The following is a 20,521-nucleotide window of genomic DNA, read 5'->3' as shown; positions in this document are numbered from 1 at the left end:
GGCTGTCCCCCCCGGGCCCCCGCCCCCCGCCCGCCCCCCCGCGGGGGCCCCGGGCCCGCCGGGCCCGCCCCCCGCCGCCCCCCCCCGCGCCCCCCCGGGGGGGGGGGGCCCGCCGCCCTGTCACCCCGCCCCAGGCAGGCTCCCCGCCCCCTGGCCGGCCCCCGCCGCACACCGATCGCCGAACCGCGCCGGGCGTGGCCGTTCCGGGCACCGACCCGCACAAGCCCCCCCGGGCGGCGACCCGCGCCAGCCGCGCGGGCGTCCGCCGTACCCGCACCAGCCGCGCGTGCGGCCGTGCCCGCGCCACCGCAGCGGGGTGCCCGCCCTTGTGCGACCCGCCGCCGAGTCGGCCGGCGCCGGGCCGGACCGGCGATGTGTGCCGGTCCGGGCCCGGCCCCGGTGCGGGTGGCCGCCTCAGGGGGACTTCCGGCCGATCGCGAGGACGGCCGTTCTCGGCAGGGTGCAGGTCCAGGTGCGGTCGGACGGGTCGTACGCGGCCGAGAAGGTCTCCACGGACCCGTCGGCGCGCCGCTCGCGGAAGATCGACCTGGCCAGTTCGACGGTGTGGCGGGCCGCGTCCGCCGCGTGCCTCCGCTCGATCGCGGCGAGGCCGTACATGTCCAGCAGGTAGCGCCCCAGTTCCAGTTCGGCCTCCCGGGCCGCGGCCGCCGTCGCCACGTACGGGTCGGCCATGTCGGTCACCTCACCCGACTCGAAGCCCGCCTTCGTCAGGTAGCCCCACAGCTCCTCCCGGGTGAAGTGGTCGAAGGCGTGGCCCGTCCGCGAGTACGGGTCGACCACGTCCTGGAACCAGGTCTCCATCGGGGACCCCACGAGGAAGTCGTGCAGCAGCAGGACCCCGCCGGGCCGCAGCACCCGGTACGCCTCGTGGACGAGTTCGGCCCGGTCCTCGGCGGCGATGTGGTGCGACCCGTAGGCGACGAGCACCGTGTCGACACTGCCGTCGCGCATGAGCAGCCGGTCGGCGCGCTGCACCAGCGCCGGACAGTCCGCCGCCCAGGCGGCGCGCACCATGTACGGGGAGGCGTCGCAGGTCAGCACGGACAGGCCGGTCAGACCCCGGGCGTCCGCGACCCTGCGGACCAGGCCGTCTCCGCCGAGCACGTCCACGACGACGGCGGGCCGCCGGTCGGTCCGGGCCGGCACCAGGGAGAGCAGATGGTGGATGCCCCGCGCGCGTGCGGTGAGGTTGCGGGCCTGCGCGCGGATGTACGAGGAGCCCCGGCCGCCGGCCCCGTCCGCGCCGAAGTCGTCCTTGAAGTCCTCGGCCCCGGCCGTGCGGGCCCAGGCCCGGGCCCGCACGGGGTCGACGCACGCGTGCAGATCGGGGGCCGCCCGGCCGAGCCGGTCCAGGTGATCGGCCATGTCCGTCTCGCCGAAGGTGACCTGACGTCCCGCCAGTCCGGTCACGACCGCCCTCCCGTGGACTCCAGGAACAACGCGAGGGCCAGCGCCATGCGTTCGATCTCCCCGGGGTCCACGCTCTCGTCGGGCGCGTGGATGAGGCACTGCGGCTCCTCGACCCCGATCAGCGCGATCTCCGCGTCCGGGAAGGTCTCCTGCAGCGCGTCGCAGGTGGGGATCGAGCCGCCCTGCCCCGCCGTCGTCAGCTCCCGTCCGAACGCCTCCCGCATCGACTCCGCGAGCAGCGCGTAGGCCGGGCCGTCGGTGCGGGCCCGGAAGGGGCGGCTGGAGGAGAGCCGGACGGTCTCCACCTCGACCTGCCAGGGGGCGGCCCGCTCCAGATGCGCCTTCAGCGCCTCCCAGGCGGCGTCCGGTTCGGTTCCGTAGGGGATGCGCAGATTGAGCTTGGCGGTGACCTCGCCGAGCACGGCGGGGGCGGAACCGACCACGGGCGGGCAGTCGATGCCGACGACGGTGAGGGCGGGCCTGGCCCACAGCATGTCGGCCACGCTGCCGTCGCCCACCAGCCGGACCCCGTCGCGCGCCCCGATGTCGTGGCGGTAGCGCTCGGCCGGGTACTCCGCGCCCTGCCAGCGCCCGCTGTTGTCGATGCCGTCGACGGTCGTGTTGCCGGCCGCGTCGTGCAGGGTGGCGAGCATCGCGATCAGCGCGTTGAGCGGGTCGGGGGCGGGGCCGCCGAACGACCCCGAGTGCACCGGCCCGGCCAGCGAGCGGACGGTGACGGTGGCGTGCACGACGCCCCGCAGGTCGGTGGTGGCGGTCGGCAGCCCGGCCGCGGAGTTGCCCGTGTCGCACACGAGCACGGTGTCGGCGTACAGGAGCTTCGGGTTCTCCCGGATCAGGGTGGCGAGACCGCCGGTGCTCTGCTCCTCGGCGCCCTCGGATATGACCTTGACGCCCACCCCGAGCCGGCCCAGTTCGCCGAGCGCCCGCAGCGCGGTGAGCTGCATGACGATGTTGCCCTTGCAGTCGGCGGCCCCACGCCCGTACCAGCGGCCGTCGGCGCGCTCGGTCAGGGTCCACACCGGGGTGGTCCAGGCGGGTTCGTCGAGCGGCGGCTGGACGTCGTAGTGGGTGTAGAGGAGGACGGTGGGGTAGCCGGGCGCGGCGGGCAGGTGGCCGTACACCGCCTTGCTGCCGTCCGGCGTGTCCAGCAGCCGCGTCCCGGGGATGCCGGCGCCGGCGAACAGCCGCGCGACCAGCGCCGCGGCGCTCTCGCACTCCTCCACCGGATACTGCCGGGGGTCGGCGACGGACCGGTGCGCGACCAGGTCCCGCAGGTCCTCCTGCGCCCGGCCCATCAGTTCGCGCACCTGTGCGCGTAACTCCTTGGGCGGCATGCGGCCTCCTTCTCGGTCGGTGTTCGGGGGTGTGTTCCGGGTCGTCCCGTACGAGCGTCGAAGGCGCCCGGACGCGGGCGGCCGCGTCCGGTTCGAGGCGTCCGGACCCGGGCGGAGCGGGCCGGTCAGCCGGACGCGGCAGGTGGACCGGCCGGCGCGGTCTCGGCGGTCCGGCGCCGGTCCACCGCGTCGGCGAGCGAGCGGCGCACCACGCGGGTGCCCGCCCCGTAGCCGATCCCCACGAGGGCCAGGACCAGCCAGAACAGCGACAGCGCGCCATGGCCCGCGGCCAGGTCGAAGCCGCCGCCGACGAAGCCGCCCAGCATGCCGCCGACACCCCAGGCCATCGTGGAGTAGCCCAGATACAGGCCGGTACGGCCCTCGGTCGCCAGGCCCGCGACGACCGCGTCGACCACGCCGCAGAAGAGCGACTCGCCGATCGAGGTGACGATCACGGCGGCGACGACGGGGCTGATCCCGTCGACCGAGCACAGCAGCCAGCCGCCGCCGAGCAGGACCCCGGACGCCGTGAACAGGTCCAGGCGGCCGACCGTGGAGCGCTTCTCGACGCGTGAGCCGATCAGCCACACGGTCAGCATCACCACGACGGCGTTGCCCGCGGTGAGCAGGCCGACCAGGTCGGAGTCGAGTTTCTGGTGGACGACGGTCAGGGGCAGCGCGACGCGGTACTGGGTGATGAGGAACCAGCCGCCGACCGCCAGCGAGCAGAAGATCATCAGCGGCCGGTCGCGCAGGGCCTCGGCCATGGCGGCGGGTCTGATGGGCGCCGCGTTCGTGGCGTGCAGCCCGCGCAGCAGCACCGCGGAGGTCACGGCGAACCCCAGGTGCAGGGCGGCGGCGATGAGGAACCCGGCCTTCATCGCGCCCGCCGCCATCAGCGCGGTGCCGATCAACGGGCCGATCAGGGCGGCCCCGTTGATCGACACGTAGTAGCGGCTGAGGTTGGCCGCGACCCCGCCGGACCTGCTGGAGGCGAGGACGCTGCGCGCGCCGTTGTTGTTGAGGGAGCCGCCGATGCCGAGCAGCGCGACGGCCGCGCCCCAGACGGCGAAGCTGCCGCCGGCCAGGGTGAACACGACGTACGCGCCCGCCTCGACGGCGAGCCCGAGGCTCAGGATCCGGGCGGCGCCGAAGCGGTCGCTGACCCAGCCGGACGGGATGCCGAGCCCGCGCCGGGTGAACTCCATGACGGCGAAGAGCAGTCCGGTCTGGAAGCTGCTCAGCCCCTCGTCCCTGGTCAGGTGCACCGCGAGGAACGGCACGACCATGAAGAAGCCGATGTTGGTGGTGAAGCGGCCGAGGATGACGACGTACGCCGGACCCCGTCCGGCCAGGAAACGGCCGGGCGGCGTCCCCGGGGTGTGCTCCGCCCGCGCCCCGGAGTTCCCGGCGAGCGTCACGCCGTCTCCCTTCTCGGAGGTCATCGGGCGGACTCCCCCTCGGTACGGACGACGATCCGGGCGGCCGCCGCGTCGGCCGCGTCGGCGGCGGTCTTGGGGTCGGGGCCGGCGGCGACGACGTGCCCGGCCCGGTTCCAGGAGTCGCCGAGCGCGACCAGTTCGGCTCCCACGGCGGGGAGTTCGCCGATCCGGATCACACCCTCCATGGCCAGCGCCTCGGCCGTGCCCGTCACCTCGGTGACCCATCCGGGCCGGGGGGTGAGGTAGCGGATCGAGGCGCCGCCCGCGAGGCCCGTGGCCGGCCCCGGCAGGACGCCGTGGGCGAGCGCGAGGACGGCGCCCTGGAGCATGTCGACGCCGGTGACGTGGTGGACGAGCTCCCAGATCTGGTCGCCGCCCTGCCGGGCGTTGATCTCGACGACGGTGGCGCGCTCGCCGTCCTCGGCGAGCATCACCTCGGTGTGACAGGGGCCCCAGGCGTAGCCGACGGCGTCCAGGGCCTTCAGCGCCGCGTCCACGACGGTCCGGTGCCGGTCGGGCGGCAGCGGAGCGGGCAGGTCGTGGCCGGTCTCCACGAAGTGCGGGGCACCCGAGGTGTGTTTGCGGGTGACCGCGAGGACCTGGTGGCGTCCGGCGGCGGACAGCGACTCGACGCTGAACTCCTGGCCGGTCAGGAACTCCTCGGCCAGCACCCTGGACGCCGACTCGCCCTGCGGCCAGGCGAAACCGGTGCGGGCACCGCTGGTCCAGGCCCACGCCGGGGCCAGCTCCTCTTCCGTGCGCACGAGATGGACGCCGGTGCCGCCGTTGCCGTCGACCGGCTTGAGGATCACTCCGGCCGGACAGCGGCGGAGCAGTTCGCGGGCCTCGTCGATGCCGGCGCACACCCGGTGGGCCACCGTCCCCAGGCCCCTGTCCCGCAGGTGCGCGCGCATGGCCGCCTTGTCCTGGGTCAGGGCGAGCGTGGCGGGGGTGTTGCCGCGGGCGCCCAGTGCCTCGGCCACGACGCTGGCCGGGCGCAGCGAGAGCTCGGTGAGCCCGAGCACCGCGTCCACGGGGCGCCGGGCGTGCACCTCGCGGGCGACGGCGAGCAGGGCGTCGGGGTCGGTGAAGTCGGCGTCGACGACCTGGAGGGCGAGGGATTCCTCCAGCTCCCGGTCGCCGCCGGGGCGGTGGACCACGGTGAGGGCGACCGGCAGGCCGACGAACTTGCCCAGGACGTCGTGGCGGGGACAGATGAGCAGGAGGTGGGGTACGTGGGTCCCGAACGACTGGCCCGGCATGTCAGGCGGTCCTCCCATCGCCGGCCGCGTCGTCGGCGCGGGCCGCGTTCCACGTCCGTTCCAGCTCCCGGATGCGGGCCGAGTCCTTCTCGATGGCGTCCCAGTCGTCGGCGCCCTGGATGACCCAGCCCAGGCTGGTGGTCACGTCGTTGGTGAGCGGCATGTCCCGGCCCTCGGCCGGGATCGACATGGAGTGGGTGGTGGGCAGGTCCGCGATCGCCTCGAGGATCTCCATGTGGTGCACCGGTCCGGCCAGGTCCGAGCAGAGCCAGAGGGTGCGGACCTCCTTGACGAGCTCGAACGACGGCACGAACTCCCCGTCGAGGACGTGCCGTACGGTGCGCTCGATCTGGTTGTCGCCGGTGGCCAGTGACCCGGAGATCATCATGCAGCTCCCCGAGTAGCGGGCGGCCAGCTCCACCAGGCGCGGGCCCTCCGGCGTCATGATCGCCTCGGCGTGCGTGGAGCCGTTGCGGATGCCGACGGCGTCGGCCGCGCGCATCACGTAGGGAGCGAGGACCGCCACGTCGGGGTGGTCGGGGGCCAGGAAGTCGGCGACGTCGTAGATGCCGTAGCGCGGGCCCCGGTCGTGCTTGGCGTAGACGCAGGTGTCGACCAGGCCGTGCCGCCCGTCCACCGAGTACAGGTCGACGATGTACTCGGGTCCCTCCAGGAACTCCTGCACGATGACGGTGTCGTTGCGCAGTTCGAACCCGTTGACCTGGCCGAGGATGTGGTCGAAGTGGCCGCGCCACTCGCCGCCGGCCGGCACGAAGTGCACGTTGTCGGTCCCCGCGCTGTGCGGCGGCTTCAGGATGAGCGGCCGGCCGGCGAGACCGCTCGACCCGATCCAGGCGGCGGCCTCGGCGGGGTCGGCCGTCGACAGGGTGCGCGGACCGGCCACTCCGGCGCGCTCCAGGGCGAGCGCCATCTCCCCTTTGTGCCGCTGGTATTTGGCGCTGCCGGGAACGTTCTGGAACTGTGGCATCAGACGTTCCACGAGCCGGGCGGCGAATTCGACACCGCTCTCGTTGCCGGTGACGATCCCCACCGGGTCATAGGATTCCACAATCTTTGCCATTGCCTCGAAGTCGCCGTCGAAATAATGCACGGCCTCGAAGTCGTCGGGGTACCAGATGTTCTTCTTGACGAATTTCGCCAGTGGCTGTGGGGTGCTCATGACGGTGACCGGCAGCACGCCCCGGGCCCGGAAGGCGCTGGCGAAGCCCCGGTCGTCGCCGTCCCTGATGTGGTAGCCGTCTACGACGATCACGTACCGCCGCCCAGTGGACTTCATGACTCAACTCTGCTGGCCGGGACGCCTCCGGCGACAGTGGCGGAACTGACACGCAACCACGATTTCCTGCCAGCGGCGCCTCGGGGCCGGCGTCGGGACGGACCCGTGCCGGGGCGCGGACCGGGGTGTTGATCCGCTGACTTCCGATATGTGCCGGTGGTAGTGATTGAGCCGTTTCTGTCATAGGGCAAGGGACCTATGGCGGGACTCAGGCCGACTGGCTACTGTGGCCCACGCCTGGTCGAAATTCTGTGTGAAGGTGACGTCGATTCGCCGGGTCGGCCGAGACGTCTGGGTGCGCGTCCCCGTTCGTCATGTCATTTTCTCGGCCGGAATTCCGAGTCAAGTCGATGAAGGCGGGGACGGACTGTGGAATCGCTCGGGTGGGGCGGCGGGATGCCGGAGCATGAACGATTAATCGCCTGGCAGGCTCCACCGCTGAAATTCGGTGTCGGCGCCACCGGGGACCTCGGACACGAACTGCGCCGGGCGGGTGTCGCCTCGGTCCTGCTGGTGACCGATCCCGTCCTCGCCGGGCTCGGCCTGCCGGCCCGCGTCGCCAAGGGGATCGAGCAGGAAGGGATCTCGGTCACGCTCTTCGACCGGGCCCGGGTCGAACCCACCGACACGAGCGTCGCCGACGCGGCCCGGGAGCTCGAAGGCCTCCACGTGGACGGCTACGTCGGGCTCGGCGGCGGCAGCTCGATCGACACCGCCAAGATGCTGAACCTGCTGCTCACCCACCCCGGCCGGCCGGTACGCGACTACCTGAACGCCCCGATCGGCGCCGGAGCCCCGATCCCGGGCCCGCTCAAGCCCCTGGTGGCCGTGCCCACCACCGCAGGCAGCGGCAGCGAGTGCACCGCCATGGTCGCCCTCGGGGTGACGGACCTGAACGTGAAGACGGGCATCAGCGACCTGCGGCTGATGCCGTCCCTGGCGCTCGTCGACCCGGCCAACACCCTGACGCTGCCCCCGGCCGTCACCGCCTCCTCGGGCTACGACGTCCTGACCCACGCCTGCGAGTCGTACACGGCCCGCGCCTACGACCGGCGCCCCCCGTACCCCACACCCGCCGACCGGCCGCTGTACATCGGCGCCAACCCGATCAGCGACGTATGGGCGGAGCAGGCGCTGGAACTGGTCGGCCGCTTTCTGCGGCGCGCCGTGCTCAACCCCGACGACCTGGAGGCCCGTACGGGAATGAGCCGGGCCGCGAGCTTCGCCGGGATGGGATTCGGCAACGCGGGCACCCACATCCCGCACGCCTGCGCCTACCCCGTGGCGGGCATGGTCCGCGACTACCGGCCCGACGGGTACGAGGTCGACCACGCCATGGTGCCGCACGGGGCGGCCGTCGTCTCCACCGCGGCCGCGGCCTTCGAGTTCACCTACCCGACCTCTCCCGAACGCCATCTGCGCGCGGCCGAGTTGCTCGGCGCGAACCTCGACGGGGTGACGGAGGCGAACGGTTCGGACGTGCTGCCGGCCACGCTCCTGAGCATCGTCGCGGACACCGGAGGACCCACCGGGCTGCGGGACTTCGGCTACTCGGCCAAGGACCTCCCCGGCCTCGTCGAGGGCGCCCGCAAACAGCGGCGGCTGCTGGTGTGCTGCCCGCGCGACGTCGCCGCACGTGATCTCGAACGGGTCATCGCCGCATCGATGACCCACTGAACCACCGAAGAAGTGCGCCCCCACGCCAAGGAGCTGGATGCACCCGTGAGTGATGCATCGATACCGGAACACCCGGCCGTCATCGCGGGCAAGCAGGTTCCCACGGACCGGTGGATCGACATCCTCGATCCGTCGGACGCCCGCACCGTGGCCCGCGTCGCCCGCTGCGGCCCGGCCGAGATCGGGGCGGCGGTGGAAGCGGCCCGGCACACCCACGAGACCCTCTGGCGGTTCGCGACGCCGGTCGAGCGCTCCCGTGTCTGCCACCGCATCGCGGAGGTGCTGCGCGCCCGGCGTGCCGAACTCGCGGCGCTGGAGACGCTCGACACCGGCAAGCCGCTGCGCCAGTCGCTCGCCGACGCCGACATCGCCGCCCGCTACTTCGAGTTCTACGCCAACGCCGTGGAGAGCCTCGGCGGCGAGACCATCCAGCACCGGCCGGACCGGCCCGCCTTCACCCTGCGCGAACCCTACGGAGTGTGCGGGCACATCATCCCCTGGAACTACCCGCTCCAGATCGCGGCCAGGACCCTCGCACCCGCCCTCGCGACCGGGAACTGCTGTGTCCTCAAGCCCGCCGAGGACGCTCCGCTGACCTCGCTCAGGCTCGCGGAGCTCGTCGAGGAGGCGGGACTTCCGGCGGGCGCCCTGAACGTCGTACCCGGTCTCGGGACGGAGGCCGGCGCCGCACTCGCCGCGCATCCGGGCCTGGACCGGCTGGCCTTCACCGGCTCGCGGGAGGTCGGCGAAGCCGTCATGACCGCGGCGGCGCGCAGCATCGTGCCGGTCACCCTGGAGCTCGGGGGGAAGTCCCCGCACCTCGTGCTCCCCGACTTCGACGCCGGACGCGCGGTGCCGCAGATCGTGGAGTCGATCACCGAGCACGCGGGGCAGAACTGCTCGGCCGGCAGCCGGCTGCTCGTGCACCGGTCCGTCCACCGCGAACTGGTGGACGCGCTCGTCGAACGGTTCCGCGCCCTGACCATCGGGCCGGGAGCGGCCGATCCCGACATGGGGCCGCTCATCTCCGCGAGACAGCGCGAGCGGGTGCTCGGCCACCTGGACGGGGGCCGGCGCGACGCCGTCCTGCGCACGGGCGGCGGGGTTCCCCGGGGGAAGGCGTACGCCGACGGGTTCTTCGTGGAGCCCACCATCCTCGACGAGGTCACCCCGGAACACCGGGTGTTCAACGAGGAGATATTCGGTCCCGTCCTGTGCGTCTCGGTCTTCGACTCGCTGGAGGAAGCGGTCGCCCTCGCGGAACACACCACGTACGGACTGGCCGCCGGAGTGTGGACGTCCGACGTGACCCGTGCCCACTGGCTCGCCGGGCGGCTCAGGGTGGGCCAGGTGTTCGTGAACAACTACAGCGCGGCCGGGGGCGTCGAGCTGCCGTTCGGCGGCCACCGGCGTTCGGGAATCGGAGTGGAGAAGGGACTGGAGGCGCTGCGTGAATACACGCGGTGCAAGACGGTGGCGATCCACGCGCAGCTTCCTTCCTGACCCGGCGCCCCCGGTTTCCTTCGCACGATTTCGGCCCTACGGAGAAGAGCGGTCCGGTCATTCACCTCGGTGGAGGGAGTTCATCTGATGTCGCCTGTTGTGCGCGGGTCGGTCGAGGAACTGGGGACCCGGCAGTGCTGCGCGGTCTGCGGGGCACCGGCCCAGCCCGTGACGGCCTTGGCCGAGGGCGTCGCCAAGGTGCACAAGGCCCTGGGCGAGGCACGGGACGCCCTCGAGGCCCAGGAACAGCTCATCGAGGACCTACGGGCCGACGGCCGCCGCGGCGCCCCTGCCGCGCCGCCCTCCGCGGAGGCGGCCGGGGCGGGACAGGCCCTCGCCGTGCTGACGGCCCGCGAACGTCAGATTCTCGTGCTCATCTCCCAGGGGAATTCGAATCGGCGTGTGGCGAAGGCACTCGGCATATCCGAGAAAACGGTGAAGAACCATTTGTCCGCGGTCTTCATGAAGGTCGGCGCGTCCGATCGGACGCAAGCCGTCGTCATGGGTATCCGCAGCGGGATCGTGTCCATCGGCCAGCCTGTCGACGATGTGTCCCACCCATGAGCGCCGACGAGTGAATCCCGACGCGCTTCCGGGTCCATGCCGTGAGTATGAGGGCTGATCCGGCCATGCGACAGCGGAGGGACTGTCAGAACACCATGTATTACTGCCACATTGGAAAACATGCTGAAAAACGTAGCCGCGGTCCTGCTCGACAACGTCCACCCCTTCGAGCTGGGTGTCGTGTGTGAGGTATTCGGGATCGACCGCCGCGAAGAGGGGCTGCCCGCCTACGACTTCGCGCTCGTCGCCGCGGAATCCCCGTCGGTGCGGGCGGTGCCCGGATTCACCATCAGCACGCCCTACGGCCTCGACCGGCTGGAGGAGGCCGACCTCATCGCGATACCGGTGGGGGACGACTTCCACACCCGGGAGTTCCCGCCCGCCCTGCTGGAGGCCCTGCGCCAGGCGGTGGCCCGCGGGGCCAGGGTGGTCAGCGTCTGCGTCGGCGCCTTCGTCCTGGGCGCCGCGGGGCTGCTCGACGGACGCCGCTGCACCACCCACTGGCGGTACGCCGAGGCACTCACCGAGCGCTATCCGAAGGCCCACGTCGAACCGGGCGTGCTGTACGTCGACGAGGACCCGATCCTCACCTCGGCCGGCACCTCCGCCGGGATCGACGCCTGCCTCCACCTCGTGCGCAAGCTCCAGGGCAGCGACGTCGCCAACGCCATCGCCCGGCGCATGGTCGTGCCCCCGCACCGCGAGGGCGGCCAGGCCCAGTACATCGAACGGCCGGTGGCGCAGTACGGGGAGGACGGCGTGCGCGAGGTGCTGACCTGGGCCGAACAGAACCTGGACCAGGAGATCAGCGTCGAGCAGCTCTCCGCCCGCGCCTGCATGTCACCGCGCACGTTCGCCCGCCGCTTCCGGGCCGAGACCGGGACCACGCCCTACCGGTGGCTGCTGGCCCAGCGGGTGCTGAGCGCCCAGCGGCTGCTGGAGAACACCGACGAGACGATGGAGGCCGTGGCCGCCCGTACGGGATTCGCCAACGCGGCCGCCCTGCGCTACCAGTTCGTGCACTTCCTCGGCACCACCCCCCACGCGTACCGGCGTGCCTTCCGGGGCCGGTCACCGGACGCGACCACGTACTGAGCCCCGGACGGGGCGACAGGAGGACGGGAATGCTGCGCATCGCGGTAGTCGGCGCCACCGGAGCGGTGGGCCGGGAGTGCCTGGCCCTGCTCGACGGCGGGATCGTGCCCGTGGAACAGGTCGTGCCCGTGGGATCGGCGCGCAGCGTCGGCCGGGACCTGGGCCGAGAACTGGGCCTGTCCCTGCCCCTGGCGGACCTGGTCACCCTCGACGAACTCGACCCCCGCGGCCTGGACGTCGCCGTCTTCTCCGCGGGCGCGGAGGTCAGCGGCCGGGAGGCCGAGCAGCTGGCCGCGGCCGGAGTGCTGGTCGTCGACAACAGCTCGGCGTTCCGGATGCGGCCGGACGTCCCGCTCGTGGTGCCCCAGGTCAACCCCGCCGCGCTCGACGACCGGCCGGCCTGCGGCCTCGTCGCCAACCCCAACTGCTCGACCATCCAGCTCGTACGCGCCCTGCACCCGGTGCACGAACTGGCCGGTCTGCGCGGCGTCGTGGTGGCGACCTACCAGGCGGCCTCCGGCGGCGGGGTGCGCGGCCTGCGGGAACTGGCCGAGGAGTCCAGGGCCGTCCTGGACGACCCCGGCGCGCAGGGCGCCCCCGGCGGGCGCTTCGGGCAGCCGCTGGCCTTCAACCTCGTGCCCGAGATCGGGCTCCCGGACGCACACGGCCTCACGCACGAGGAACGCAAACTCGTCCGCGAACCCCGCAAGATCCTCGGACTGCCGGACCTGCGGGTGAGCGCCACCGCGGTACGGGTGCCGGTCTTCGACTGCCACTCCGAGGCCGTGCACATCGCCCTGCGCGAGCCCGTCACCGCCGAGGCGGTCGAGGAGGCCCTGGCCGCGACACCCGGCCTGCGCGTCCACCGCCGCTCCCACAGCCCCGCGTACCCCATGCCCCGTACGGTCTTCGCCCGCCGCGAGGACCGGGCGCTGGTCCACGTCGGCCGCGTCCGCGTCGAGCCGGAGGACGACCGCGCCCTCGCGCTCTGGGTCGTCGCCGACAACCTGTGGGTGGGCGCCGCCCTGAACGCGCTCCAGATCGTGGAGCTCGCCGCGAAGAACGGGTGGCTGGGATGACGGCCCGGCGGGGGCCGGGTCCCCGGCCGCTGGTGCTGAAGTTCGGCGGCTCCGCCTTCGCCGACCTCGACGGCTACCACCGCGTGGCCCGCTACGCGGCTCGTCGCGGGACCGAGGAGGAGCGTCCGGTGGTCGTCGTGGTGAGCGCGATGTCCGGCACGACGGGCAGACTCCAGCAGACCCTGGACGCGCTGGCCCCCGATCCGCCCGCCCGGGCCGCGGCGATGCTCCTGACCGCCGGGGAGACGGTGAGCGTCGCCCTGCTCGCCGCCGCGCTCGACGCCGCGGGCGTGCCCGGCTGCCCGCTGCCCGCGGCGGCCACCGGGCTCCTCGCCGAAGGGCCGGGCGACCGGGCGGAGCTGGTCACGGCGAGCTCCGAGGCGCTGTCCAGGGCCCTGGCCGACTGCCCGATCGCGGTGGTCCCCGGCGGTCAGGCCGTCGACGCGGCCGGCCGGACGGTCATGCTGGGCCGCAACAGCTCGGACCTCTCGGCGGTGGCGACGGCCGCGACGCTGGGCGCGGACACCTGCGAGCTCTTCTCCGACGTGCCCGGGGTGTGCACCGCCGACCCCCACCTCGTGCCGGCGGCGCGCACCCTGACCCGGATCAGCTACGAGGGAGTGCGCCGGATGTCGCGCCACGGCGCCAAGGTCGTCCACGAGGGCGCCGTGGACTGGGCGGAGCGCGAGGGGGTGCGGCTGCTGTGCCGCCCCTTTCCCTGGAGCGGCGCTCCGGAGGCCGGGACGGCCGTCGGGGCGGGTCCGGCGGCGGCCGCGGTCGTCGTGCTCAAGGACAGCGACGTGTGGTCGTTCCGGTCCGGACGGGAACGGCGGTCCGTGGGGGGACGGCTGCGGGCCGAGGGCCTGACGGTCACCGAGTTCGACACCCCGGACGCGGTGTGTCTCGCGGTGCCGGCCGGAGCGCGTGGCGCGGCCCGGTACCTGCGGACCGCGCGCCTGCTCGACGGCCTGTGCCTGGTCACCACCCTGCGGGCGGACGGCCGGGCCGAGCACACCGTGGTGCCGCGACCGGAGGCCGCCGCCGAGGCCCGCAGACGCCACGGCCTGCTCTACCCGGACGCCTCGGACGCCCCGGACACCGTGGACGCACCGCGACCGGCCGCGCCCCCGCCGTCCAAGGCCCGGTCCGCGCACAGCGACGTCCTGGTCGGCCCGGGAGCCGCACCCGTTCCCGCCCCCGCGCCGGAGGGCGAGCGCCCCGGCTGACCGGCGCGGGCCGGTGCGGGGCCGCCCGCTCAGCGCTCGGGGTCGTACCCGCTCAGCACTCGATGATGTTGACCGCTAGCCCGCCCCGGGCCGTCTCCTTGTACTTCACGCTCATGTCGGCGCCGGTCTCCTTCATGGTCTTGATGACCTTGTCGAGGGAGACCAGGTGCGAGCCGTCACCGCGCATCGCCATCCGGGCCGCCGTGACGGCCTTCACAGCGGCCATGCCGTTGCGCTCGATGCAGGGGATCTGGACCAGACCGCCGACCGGGTCGCAGGTCAGGCCGAGGTTGTGCTCCATGCCGATCTCGGCGGCGTTCTCGACCTGCTCGGGGCTGCCGCCCAGCACCTCGGCGAGCGCGCCGGCCGCCATGGAGCAGGCCGAGCCGACCTCGCCCTGGCAGCCGACCTCGGCGCCCGAGATGGAGGCGTTCTCCTTGAAGAGCATGCCGATGGCCCCGGCCGCGAGCAGGAACCGAACGACCCCGTCCTCGTCGGCGCCCGGCACGAAGTTGATGTAGTAGTGCAGCACCGCCGGGATGATGCCCGCCGCGCCGTTGGTGGGGGCGGTGACGACCCGGCCGCCCGCCGCGTTCTCCTCGTTGACCGCCATCGCGTAGAGGGTGATCCACTCCATCGCGTGGGCCAGCGGGTCGCCCTCGGCGCGGAGCTGGCGGGCGGAGAGGGGGGCGCGGCGCCGGACCTTGAGACCGCCGGGCAGGATGCCCTCGCGGGTCATGCCGCGCGAGACGCAGGCCTGCATCACGCGCCAGATCCCGAGAAGCCCCTCGCGGATCTCCTCCTCGGTGCGCCAGGCCCGCTCGTTCTCCAGCATCAGGGCGGAGATCGACAGACCGGTCTCCTTCGTGAGCCGCAGCAGCTCGTCACCCGTGCGGAACGGGTACTTCAGGACCGTGTCGTCGAGCTTGATGCGGTCCTCGCCCACCGCGTCCTCGTCGACGACGAAGCCGCCGCCCACCGAGTAGTACGTCTTCTCCAGGACGAGGCCGCCCGAGGCGTCGTACGCGAAGATCGTCATGCCGTTGGCGTGGTACGGCAGGGCCTTGCGGCGATGCAGGATCAGGTCGTCGTCGAAGGAGAAGGGGATCTCGTGCTCGCCGAGCAGCCGGATCCGGCCCGAGCTCTTGATCTTCTCGACCCGCTCGTCGGCGCCCTCCACGTCCACCGTCCGGGGCGAGGCGCCCTCCAGACCGAGCAGCACCGCCTTGGGGGTGCCGTGGCCGTGGCCGGTCGCTCCCAGGGAGCCGTACAGCTCGGCGCGTATCGAGGCGACCGGGGCCAGCAGGTCCTCGTTGCGCAGCCGCCGCGCGAACATGCGCGCGGCGCGCATCGGGCCCACCGTGTGGGAGCTGGACGGGCCGATGCCGATCGAGAACAGGTCGAAGACCGAGATGGCCACGGGAACTCCTTGCTGGTTTCGCCGGACGCCGTTGTCCGGCAGAGGTGGTGCGGGACTGCATGGAACGGGGCACCGCGCTCTGCTTCCAGTGTGCGCGGTGCCCCGGATGTCCGTACGAAAACAACCGTACGGGGTGAAAACGCAGGACAGAAACCCTGCGGAACTACTTCAGGCCGGGGTACAACGGGTGCTTGTCGGCCAGAGCGGACACCCGGGCCTTCAGCGCGTCCACGTCGTACGACGGCTTCAGCGTCTCGGCGATGACGTCCGCGACCTCGGTGAAGTCCTCGGCCGTGAAGCCGCGGGTGGCGAGGGCGGGCGTGCCGATGCGCAGGCCCGAGGTGACCATCGGCGGGCGCGGGTCGTTCGGGATGGCGTTGCGGTTGACCGTGATGCCGACCTCGTGGAGGCGGTCCTCGGCCTGCTGTCCGTCCAGCGCGGAGTTGCGCAGGTCCACCAGGACCAGGTGCACGTCCGTGCCCCCGGACAGGACGTCCACGCCGACGGCCTTCACGTCGTCCTGGACGAGACGCTCCGCCAGGATGCGCGCGCCGTCGAGCGTCCGCTGCTGGCGCTCCTTGAAGTCGTCCGAGGCGGCGACCTTGAAGGAGACGGCCTTGGCCGCGATCACGTGCTCCAGCGGACCGCCCTGGAAGCCCGGGAAGACCGAGGAGTTCAGCTTCTTCGCGAAGTCCTTCTTCGCGAGGATGATGCCGCCGCGGGGGCCGCCGAGCGTCTTGTGCGTGGTGGAGGTGACCACGTCCGCGTACGGGACCGGGTTCGGGTGCAGACCCGCCGCGACCAGACCCGCGAAGTGGGCCATGTCGACCCACAGGAAGGCGCCGGCCTCGTCCGCGATGCGGCGGAACTCGGCGAAGTCGAGCTGACGCGGGTAGGCGGACCAGCCCGCGATGATGACCTTCGGGCGGTGCTCCTTGGCGAGCCGCTCGACCTCGGCCATGTCGACCAGGCCGGCCTCGTCCACGTGGTACGCGACCACGTTGAACTGCTTGCCGGAGAAGTTCAGCCGCATCCCGTGGGTCAGGTGGCCGCCGTGCGCAAGGTCCAGGCCGAGGATGGTGTCGCCGGGCTGGGCCAGCGCGAACAGCGCGGCCTGGTTGGCGGACGCGCCCGAGTGGGGCTGGACGTTGGCGTACTCGGCGCCGAACAGGTCCTTGACCCGGTCGATGGCGATCTGCTCGGCCACGTCGACGTGCTCGCAGCCGCCGTAGTAGCGGCGGCCCGGGTAGCCCTCGGCGTACTTGTTGGTCAGGACCGAGCCCTGGGCCTCCATGACCGCGACCGGAGCGAAGTTCTCCGAGGCGATCATCTCCAGCGTGGACTGCTGGCGGTGCAGCTCGGCGTCGACGGCGGCGGCGACGTCGGGGTCGAGCTCGTGCAGGGGGGTGTTCATGAGAGACATGCGGTGACTCCTCAGCCGGCGGTGAACGCGGTGTACTCGTCGGCGGACATCAGGTCCTCGGGCTCGCCGGCGACGCGGACCTTGAACAGCCAGCCGCCCTCGAAGGGCGCGGAGTTCACCAGGGCCGGGTCGTCCACGACGTCCTGGTTGGCCTCGACGACCTCGCCGTTCACCGGGGAGTACAGGTCGCTGACCGACTTGGTCGACTCCAGCTCGCCGCAGGACTCGCCCGCGGCCACCGTGTCACCGACCTCCGGGAGCTGGGCGTAGACGACGTCGCCGAGCGCGTTGGCCGCGAACTCGGTGATGCCGACCGTCGCGACGCCGTCCTCGGCGACCGACAGCCACTCGTGCTCCTTGCTGTAACGCAGCGTCTGGGGGTTGCTCATGACCTGAATTCTCCTGTACGCGGTGGAGTGCTGATGGAGGGAAGCGTGGGTGACCGGGCCGATGTGCCCAGGGTCACGTCCGGCACCCGGCGGGCGCCCGCCGGTGCCGGCGCCTCGGGGGCGTCCGCCGGGGGCGGCGCCCGGAAGGCGTCCGTGTCATGTCCGGCCCGTGCGGGCCAGTGTCACTTCTGGCGCTTGTAGAACGGCAGCGCCACGACCTCGTACGGTTCGTGGCTGCCCCGGATGTCCACGCCCACACCACCGGTGCCCGGCGCGGCGTGCGCGGCGTCGACGTACGCCATCGCGATCGGCTTGCCCAGCGTGGGGGAGGGGGCGCCGGAGGTGATCTCGCCGATCACCTGGCCGTCGGCCACGACCGCGTACCCGGCGCGCGGCACCCGGCGGCCCTCGGCGACCAGGCCGACGAGGATCCGCGGCGGGTTCTGCTCGGCGCGGGCGGCGGCCTGCTCCAGAGCCGCGCGGCCCACGAAGTCGCCGTCCTTCTCGAACTTCACGACCCGGCCGAGGCCGGCGTCGAAGGGGGTCAGCGAGGTGGTCAGCTCGTGCCCGTACAGCGGCATGCCCGCCTCCAGGCGCAGCGTGTCGCGGCAGGACAGACCGCAGGGGACGAGACCGGCCGGGGTGCCCGCGTCGGTGAGCGCCTGCCACACCTTCTCGGCGTCGGCGGGGGCGACGAACAGCTCGAAGCCGTCCTCGCCGGTGTAGCCGGTGCGGGCGATCAGGGCCGGGACGCCGGCCACGGTGCCCGGCAGTCCCGCGTAGTACTTCAGGCCGTCGAGGTCGGCGTCGGTGACCGCCTTGAGGATGCCGGGGGACTCGGGGCCCTGCACGGCGATCAGCGCGTACGCGTCACGGTCGTCGCGCACCACGGCGTCGAAACCGGCGGCGCGCTCGGTGAGGGCGTCCAGCACCACCTGGGCGTTGGAGGCGTTGGCCACGACCATGTACTCGTGCTCGGCCAGGCGGTAGACGATCAGGTCGTCCAGGATGCCGCCGTCCTCCTGGCAGATCATGGTGTAGCGGGCGCGGCCGACGCCGACGGTGGCGATGTTGCCGACCAGCGCGTGGTTCAGGAGGGCCGCCGCCTGCGGTCCGGTGACGGTGATCTCGCCCATGTGGGAGAGGTCGAAGAGTCCGGCCTTCGTGCGGACGGCGAGGTGCTCGTCGCGCTCCGAGCCGTAGCGCAGGGGCATGTCCCAGCCCGCGAAGTCGGTCATGGTCGCGCCGAGCGAACGATGCAGGGCATCGAGCGCGGTGTGACGGGGTGCGTTGCTGCTCATCGGTCTGGCTCCCAGGGCATGACGGCGAGGTCGTTCCTCCCCATCTGTCATCGGAACCTGAGAGGTTCATCAAGACCCCACGAAACGGTGGTCCTGACTTGCACCTTGGGTGGAGCCGACGGAGCGGCCCGCTTTTCAGATGTGCCTCGCCCGCGCGGTAACGGTGCCTGAGAGATTCAAGGGAGGGACTTGCTCCTTCGGCGCCCGGGCACACGTACCCAGGACTCTCCCGCGCGGATTCAAGCGGCCGGTATGCAGTTGGCGCGGCCATCATCGCACGCGCTGTCGGATCACGGCAGCCCGCCATCTGTGACCGTGCTGTGGCAGTCCGCGCATGAAATGGGGAAGCACCGGGCATTACCTTCTCTTTACACTTGACGGGGATGGGACTCCACACCGAAGGGGAGGACGGTCACGGTGAACAGGACCAGGGCGTACGCGACGACCTCGGGTCTCGCACTGCCCGAGCAGCCCGGCGCACCGGCCCGCGAGGCGCGGGGCGGGCGTCCCGCGGCCGTCGTGCGGGACCTCCGTGACCGGGTCGGGCACAGTCCGCACGGTCTGCGCTTCGGGACGCACGACGTGGTGGTGGTCAGCGGGCTGCCGGGCAGCGGCAAGTCGACGCTGATGCGGCGGGCCGTGCGGGGCGCGCGCGTCGACTCCCAGGACACCCGCGACCGCTGGGACGGCCGGATGTCCGGGCTGCTGCCGTACGCGCTCTACCGCCCCCTCGTCCGCCTCGCGCACTACGCGGGCCTGCGCCGCGCCCTGCGCGGGGGCGGCGGGGTCGTCGTGCACGACTGCGGTACACAGGCCTGGGTGCGCCGCTGGCTCGCCCGCGAGGCCCGGCGCCGCGGCGGGGCGCTGCACCTGCTGCTGCTCGACGTCACGCCCGCCGCCGCGCTGGCCGGCCAGCGCGAGCGCGGCCGGGGCGTCTCGCGCTACGCCTTCGCCCGGCACCGCGGCGGGGTCGCCCGGCTGCTGCGCTCCGCCGAGCGGGGAGACCTGCCCGAGGGGTGCGGCTCGGCGGTGCTGATCGACCGCGACGCGGCGGACGTGCTGCACAGGATCGACTTCGGCCACTGACCGGCCGCGGCGGCCCACTAACCTTTCCAGCCGGAACAACGGTTCGAAGCGGACGGTAGACAGATGGACTTTCCGGCACAGGCGCACCCCCATCCGCACGGCGGCTGGCCCGGCAACGAGCTGGAGGAGGTGTTGTCCTCCGCCCTCGGCGTGCCCGGCCCCTCGGCGGCCGCCCGCATCGTCGAGGTGCTCGGCCGCAGCTTCGTGTGGGTGCCGCTGCCCAACGGCGGCGGCCCGCAGAGCGGTCCGCTCGATCTGCCCACGATGGACATCGGCGGCCAGGTCTACGTCCCCGTCTTCAGCTCCGAGGAGCAGTTCCGCCAGGTCGTCGGCGGTCACATGTCGTTCACGATCGCGCCCGCCGTGGAGTTCGCCCGCGGACTGCCCCCGCAGGCCGGCATCGTGGTGAACCCGGACGGCGTGGTCGGCGTGCCGCTGCCGCCGCCGGCCGTGGCCGAGCTGTGCCGGGCCGGGCGGACCGAGCTGGACGGGTCGGCGAGCGGGGGCCGTGTGCGGCTCTTCGAGCCCGACTGGCAGGACGATCCGATGGACTTCCTCGCCGCGGCCTCGGCGGAGTTCGCCGCGACCGGTGTCGTCCTGAGCGCGCGGCGCTGTCTGGCCAGCATCGAGGGCGACGAGCCGGTGATGTTCATCGGCGTCGAACTCGCGGCGTGGGAGGGCGACGCGCGCGCCCTGCCCCTGGACGCCCTGGGCCGCGCCCTCGGCCGGGTTCCGGTGAACATCGCGGTGAACCTGGTTCTCCTCGACGTGGCGCAGGACCCGGTCGGTGACTGGATGCGGGCGCAGGTGCGGCCCTTCTACCAGCACGGTCACTGAACGGAGCGGCCCGCGGGGGTGCCCCGAGGGGCCGCACACCCGCCGCGTGGGGCCCCGGGCCGCCCCGCGTGGCGGTTCCCGGCTCTCGACTGCTTCCCCCGGCGGAGCGCGATCGCCGCATAAGCTGGTTTCAT

At 72.8% G+C, this 20,521-nt stretch carries 17 protein-coding genes and 1 riboswitch; of the genes, 8 read left to right on the top strand and 9 right to left on the bottom strand.

Annotation, left to right across the window (positions count from 1 at the left end; all coding sequences use genetic code 11):
• Window positions 1-414: 414 nt before the first annotated feature.
• From ACFRIC_RS28280 to ACFRIC_RS28260, 5 genes are all read right to left on the bottom strand, one after another.
• Entirely contained in the window at window positions 415-1,431 is a 1,017-nt protein-coding gene (locus ACFRIC_RS28280) for a class I SAM-dependent methyltransferase (RefSeq protein ID WP_382791176.1), read from the bottom strand.
• The gene (locus ACFRIC_RS28275) at window positions 1,428-2,786 is read right to left on the bottom strand and encodes a dipeptidase (RefSeq protein ID WP_382791173.1); all 1,359 of its coding nucleotides are present in this window, start codon (window positions 2,784-2,786) and stop codon (window positions 1,428-1,430) included. Before ACFRIC_RS28275 ends, ACFRIC_RS28280 begins: the two co-directional genes overlap by 4 nt.
• A 125-nt stretch (window positions 2,787-2,911) precedes the next feature.
• A complete protein-coding gene (locus ACFRIC_RS28270; RefSeq protein ID WP_382791171.1) occupies window positions 2,912-4,231 on the bottom strand; it encodes an MFS transporter in 1,320 nt (439 codons plus the stop codon).
• Window positions 4,228-5,490, bottom strand: a complete 1,263-nt coding sequence (locus ACFRIC_RS28265; RefSeq protein WP_382791168.1) for an ATP-grasp domain-containing protein — start codon at window positions 5,488-5,490, stop codon at window positions 4,228-4,230. Before ACFRIC_RS28265 ends, ACFRIC_RS28270 begins: the two co-directional genes overlap by 4 nt.
• Window position 5,491: 1 nt before the next feature.
• Window positions 5,492-6,787: an ATP-grasp domain-containing protein gene (locus tag ACFRIC_RS28260; RefSeq protein WP_382791165.1), complete on the bottom strand. Its 1,296-nt coding sequence runs from the start codon at window positions 6,785-6,787 to the stop codon at window positions 5,492-5,494.
• A gap of 396 nt (window positions 6,788-7,183) precedes the next feature.
• Between ACFRIC_RS28260 and ACFRIC_RS28255 the strand changes: the two genes are divergently transcribed.
• The 6 genes from ACFRIC_RS28255 to ACFRIC_RS28230 all read left to right on the top strand — a co-directional run bounded on the left by ACFRIC_RS28255 (window position 7,184) and on the right by ACFRIC_RS28230 (window position 13,931).
• Window positions 7,184-8,464: a hydroxyacid-oxoacid transhydrogenase gene (locus tag ACFRIC_RS28255; RefSeq protein WP_382791162.1), complete on the top strand. Its 1,281-nt coding sequence runs from the start codon at window positions 7,184-7,186 to the stop codon at window positions 8,462-8,464.
• A 45-nt stretch (window positions 8,465-8,509) separates the two neighbouring features.
• Window positions 8,510-9,967 (top strand): aldehyde dehydrogenase family protein, encoded by a 1,458-nt coding sequence (locus ACFRIC_RS28250; RefSeq protein ID WP_382791160.1) that lies wholly within the window; start codon window positions 8,510-8,512, stop codon window positions 9,965-9,967.
• An 87-nt stretch (window positions 9,968-10,054) separates the two neighbouring features.
• Complete coding sequence (locus ACFRIC_RS28245; RefSeq protein WP_382791157.1) at window positions 10,055-10,531, top strand: response regulator transcription factor; 477 nt, start codon at window positions 10,055-10,057, stop codon at window positions 10,529-10,531.
• 120 nt (window positions 10,532-10,651) lie between these two features.
• Window positions 10,652-11,626 carry a GlxA family transcriptional regulator gene (locus ACFRIC_RS28240; RefSeq protein WP_382791154.1) on the top strand — a complete coding sequence of 325 codons (975 nt, stop codon included), beginning with the start codon at window positions 10,652-10,654 and terminating at the stop codon, window positions 11,624-11,626.
• 29 nt (window positions 11,627-11,655) lie between these two features.
• Window positions 11,656-12,705: an aspartate-semialdehyde dehydrogenase gene (locus ACFRIC_RS28235; protein ID WP_382791152.1), complete on the top strand. Its 1,050-nt coding sequence runs from the start codon at window positions 11,656-11,658 to the stop codon at window positions 12,703-12,705.
• The gene (locus tag ACFRIC_RS28230; RefSeq protein WP_382791149.1) at window positions 12,702-13,931 is read left to right on the top strand and encodes a hypothetical protein; all 1,230 of its coding nucleotides are present in this window, start codon (window positions 12,702-12,704) and stop codon (window positions 13,929-13,931) included. Before ACFRIC_RS28235 ends, ACFRIC_RS28230 begins: the two co-directional genes overlap by 4 nt.
• Window positions 13,932-13,983: 52 nt before the next feature.
• Here the strand turns inward: ACFRIC_RS28230 and ACFRIC_RS28225 are convergent, their stop codons facing one another.
• The 4 genes from ACFRIC_RS28225 to gcvT form a co-directional block, all read right to left on the bottom strand.
• Window positions 13,984-15,351 (bottom strand): L-serine ammonia-lyase, encoded by a 1,368-nt coding sequence (locus ACFRIC_RS28225; protein ID WP_382791147.1) that lies wholly within the window; start codon window positions 15,349-15,351, stop codon window positions 13,984-13,986.
• 163 nt (window positions 15,352-15,514) lie between these two features.
• Window positions 15,515-16,774: a serine hydroxymethyltransferase gene (gene glyA, locus ACFRIC_RS28220; protein ID WP_382791144.1), complete on the bottom strand. Its 1,260-nt coding sequence runs from the start codon at window positions 16,772-16,774 to the stop codon at window positions 15,515-15,517.
• Window positions 16,775-16,785: 11 nt separating this feature from the next.
• Complete coding sequence (gene gcvH / locus ACFRIC_RS28215; RefSeq protein WP_382791140.1) at window positions 16,786-17,163, bottom strand: glycine cleavage system protein GcvH; 378 nt, start codon at window positions 17,161-17,163, stop codon at window positions 16,786-16,788.
• Window positions 17,164-17,345: 182 nt separating this feature from the next.
• The gene (gene gcvT / locus ACFRIC_RS28210) at window positions 17,346-18,464 is read right to left on the bottom strand and encodes a glycine cleavage system aminomethyltransferase GcvT (RefSeq protein WP_382791137.1); all 1,119 of its coding nucleotides are present in this window, start codon (window positions 18,462-18,464) and stop codon (window positions 17,346-17,348) included.
• Between the two features lie 145 nt (window positions 18,465-18,609).
• A riboswitch (glycine riboswitch) is annotated at window positions 18,610-18,706 on the bottom strand.
• Window positions 18,707-18,881: 175 nt separating this feature from the next.
• Here gcvT and ACFRIC_RS28205 point away from each other — a divergent pair.
• Together ACFRIC_RS28205 and ACFRIC_RS28200 are read left to right on the top strand one after the other, a co-directional pair.
• Complete coding sequence (locus ACFRIC_RS28205) at window positions 18,882-19,550, top strand: AAA family ATPase (protein ID WP_382791134.1); 669 nt, start codon at window positions 18,882-18,884, stop codon at window positions 19,548-19,550.
• Between the two features lie 63 nt (window positions 19,551-19,613).
• The gene (locus tag ACFRIC_RS28200) at window positions 19,614-20,387 is read left to right on the top strand and encodes an enhanced serine sensitivity protein SseB (RefSeq protein WP_382791131.1); all 774 of its coding nucleotides are present in this window, start codon (window positions 19,614-19,616) and stop codon (window positions 20,385-20,387) included.
• The last annotated feature ends 134 nt before the right edge of the window (window positions 20,388-20,521 follow it).

The organism is Streptomyces sp. NPDC056738, assembly GCF_042790435.1.
In the GTDB taxonomy this organism is placed as follows: domain Bacteria; phylum Actinomycetota; class Actinomycetes; order Streptomycetales; family Streptomycetaceae; genus Streptomyces.
This window is presented reverse-complemented; position numbering and strand designations above follow the sequence as displayed.

Bases quoted from the DNA above. Each gene is read 5' to 3' on its own strand.
- ACFRIC_RS28275 (WP_382791173.1), bottom strand. From the start codon at position 2,786: ATGCCGCCCAAGGAGTTACGCGCACAGGTGCGCGAACTGATGGGCCGG.
- ACFRIC_RS28270 (WP_382791171.1), bottom strand. From the start codon at position 4,231: ATGACCTCCGAGAAGGGAGACGGCGTGACGCTCGCCGGGAACTCCGGG.
- ACFRIC_RS28265 (WP_382791168.1), bottom strand. From the start codon at position 5,490: ATGCCGGGCCAGTCGTTCGGGACCCACGTACCCCACCTCCTGCTCATC.
- ACFRIC_RS28260 (WP_382791165.1), bottom strand. From the start codon at position 6,787: ATGAAGTCCACTGGGCGGCGGTACGTGATCGTCGTAGACGGCTACCAC.
- ACFRIC_RS28255 (WP_382791162.1), top strand. From the start codon at position 7,184: ATGCCGGAGCATGAACGATTAATCGCCTGGCAGGCTCCACCGCTGAAA.
- ACFRIC_RS28245 (WP_382791157.1), top strand. From the start codon at position 10,055: ATGTCGCCTGTTGTGCGCGGGTCGGTCGAGGAACTGGGGACCCGGCAG.
- ACFRIC_RS28240 (WP_382791154.1), top strand. From the start codon at position 10,652: ATGCTGAAAAACGTAGCCGCGGTCCTGCTCGACAACGTCCACCCCTTC.
- ACFRIC_RS28235 (WP_382791152.1), top strand. From the start codon at position 11,656: ATGCTGCGCATCGCGGTAGTCGGCGCCACCGGAGCGGTGGGCCGGGAG.
- ACFRIC_RS28230 (WP_382791149.1), top strand. From the start codon at position 12,702: ATGACGGCCCGGCGGGGGCCGGGTCCCCGGCCGCTGGTGCTGAAGTTC.
- glyA (WP_382791144.1), bottom strand. From the start codon at position 16,774: ATGTCTCTCATGAACACCCCCCTGCACGAGCTCGACCCCGACGTCGCC.
- gcvH (WP_382791140.1), bottom strand. From the start codon at position 17,163: ATGAGCAACCCCCAGACGCTGCGTTACAGCAAGGAGCACGAGTGGCTG.
- gcvT (WP_382791137.1), bottom strand. From the start codon at position 18,464: ATGAGCAGCAACGCACCCCGTCACACCGCGCTCGATGCCCTGCATCGT.
- ACFRIC_RS28200 (WP_382791131.1), top strand. From the start codon at position 19,614: ATGGACTTTCCGGCACAGGCGCACCCCCATCCGCACGGCGGCTGGCCC.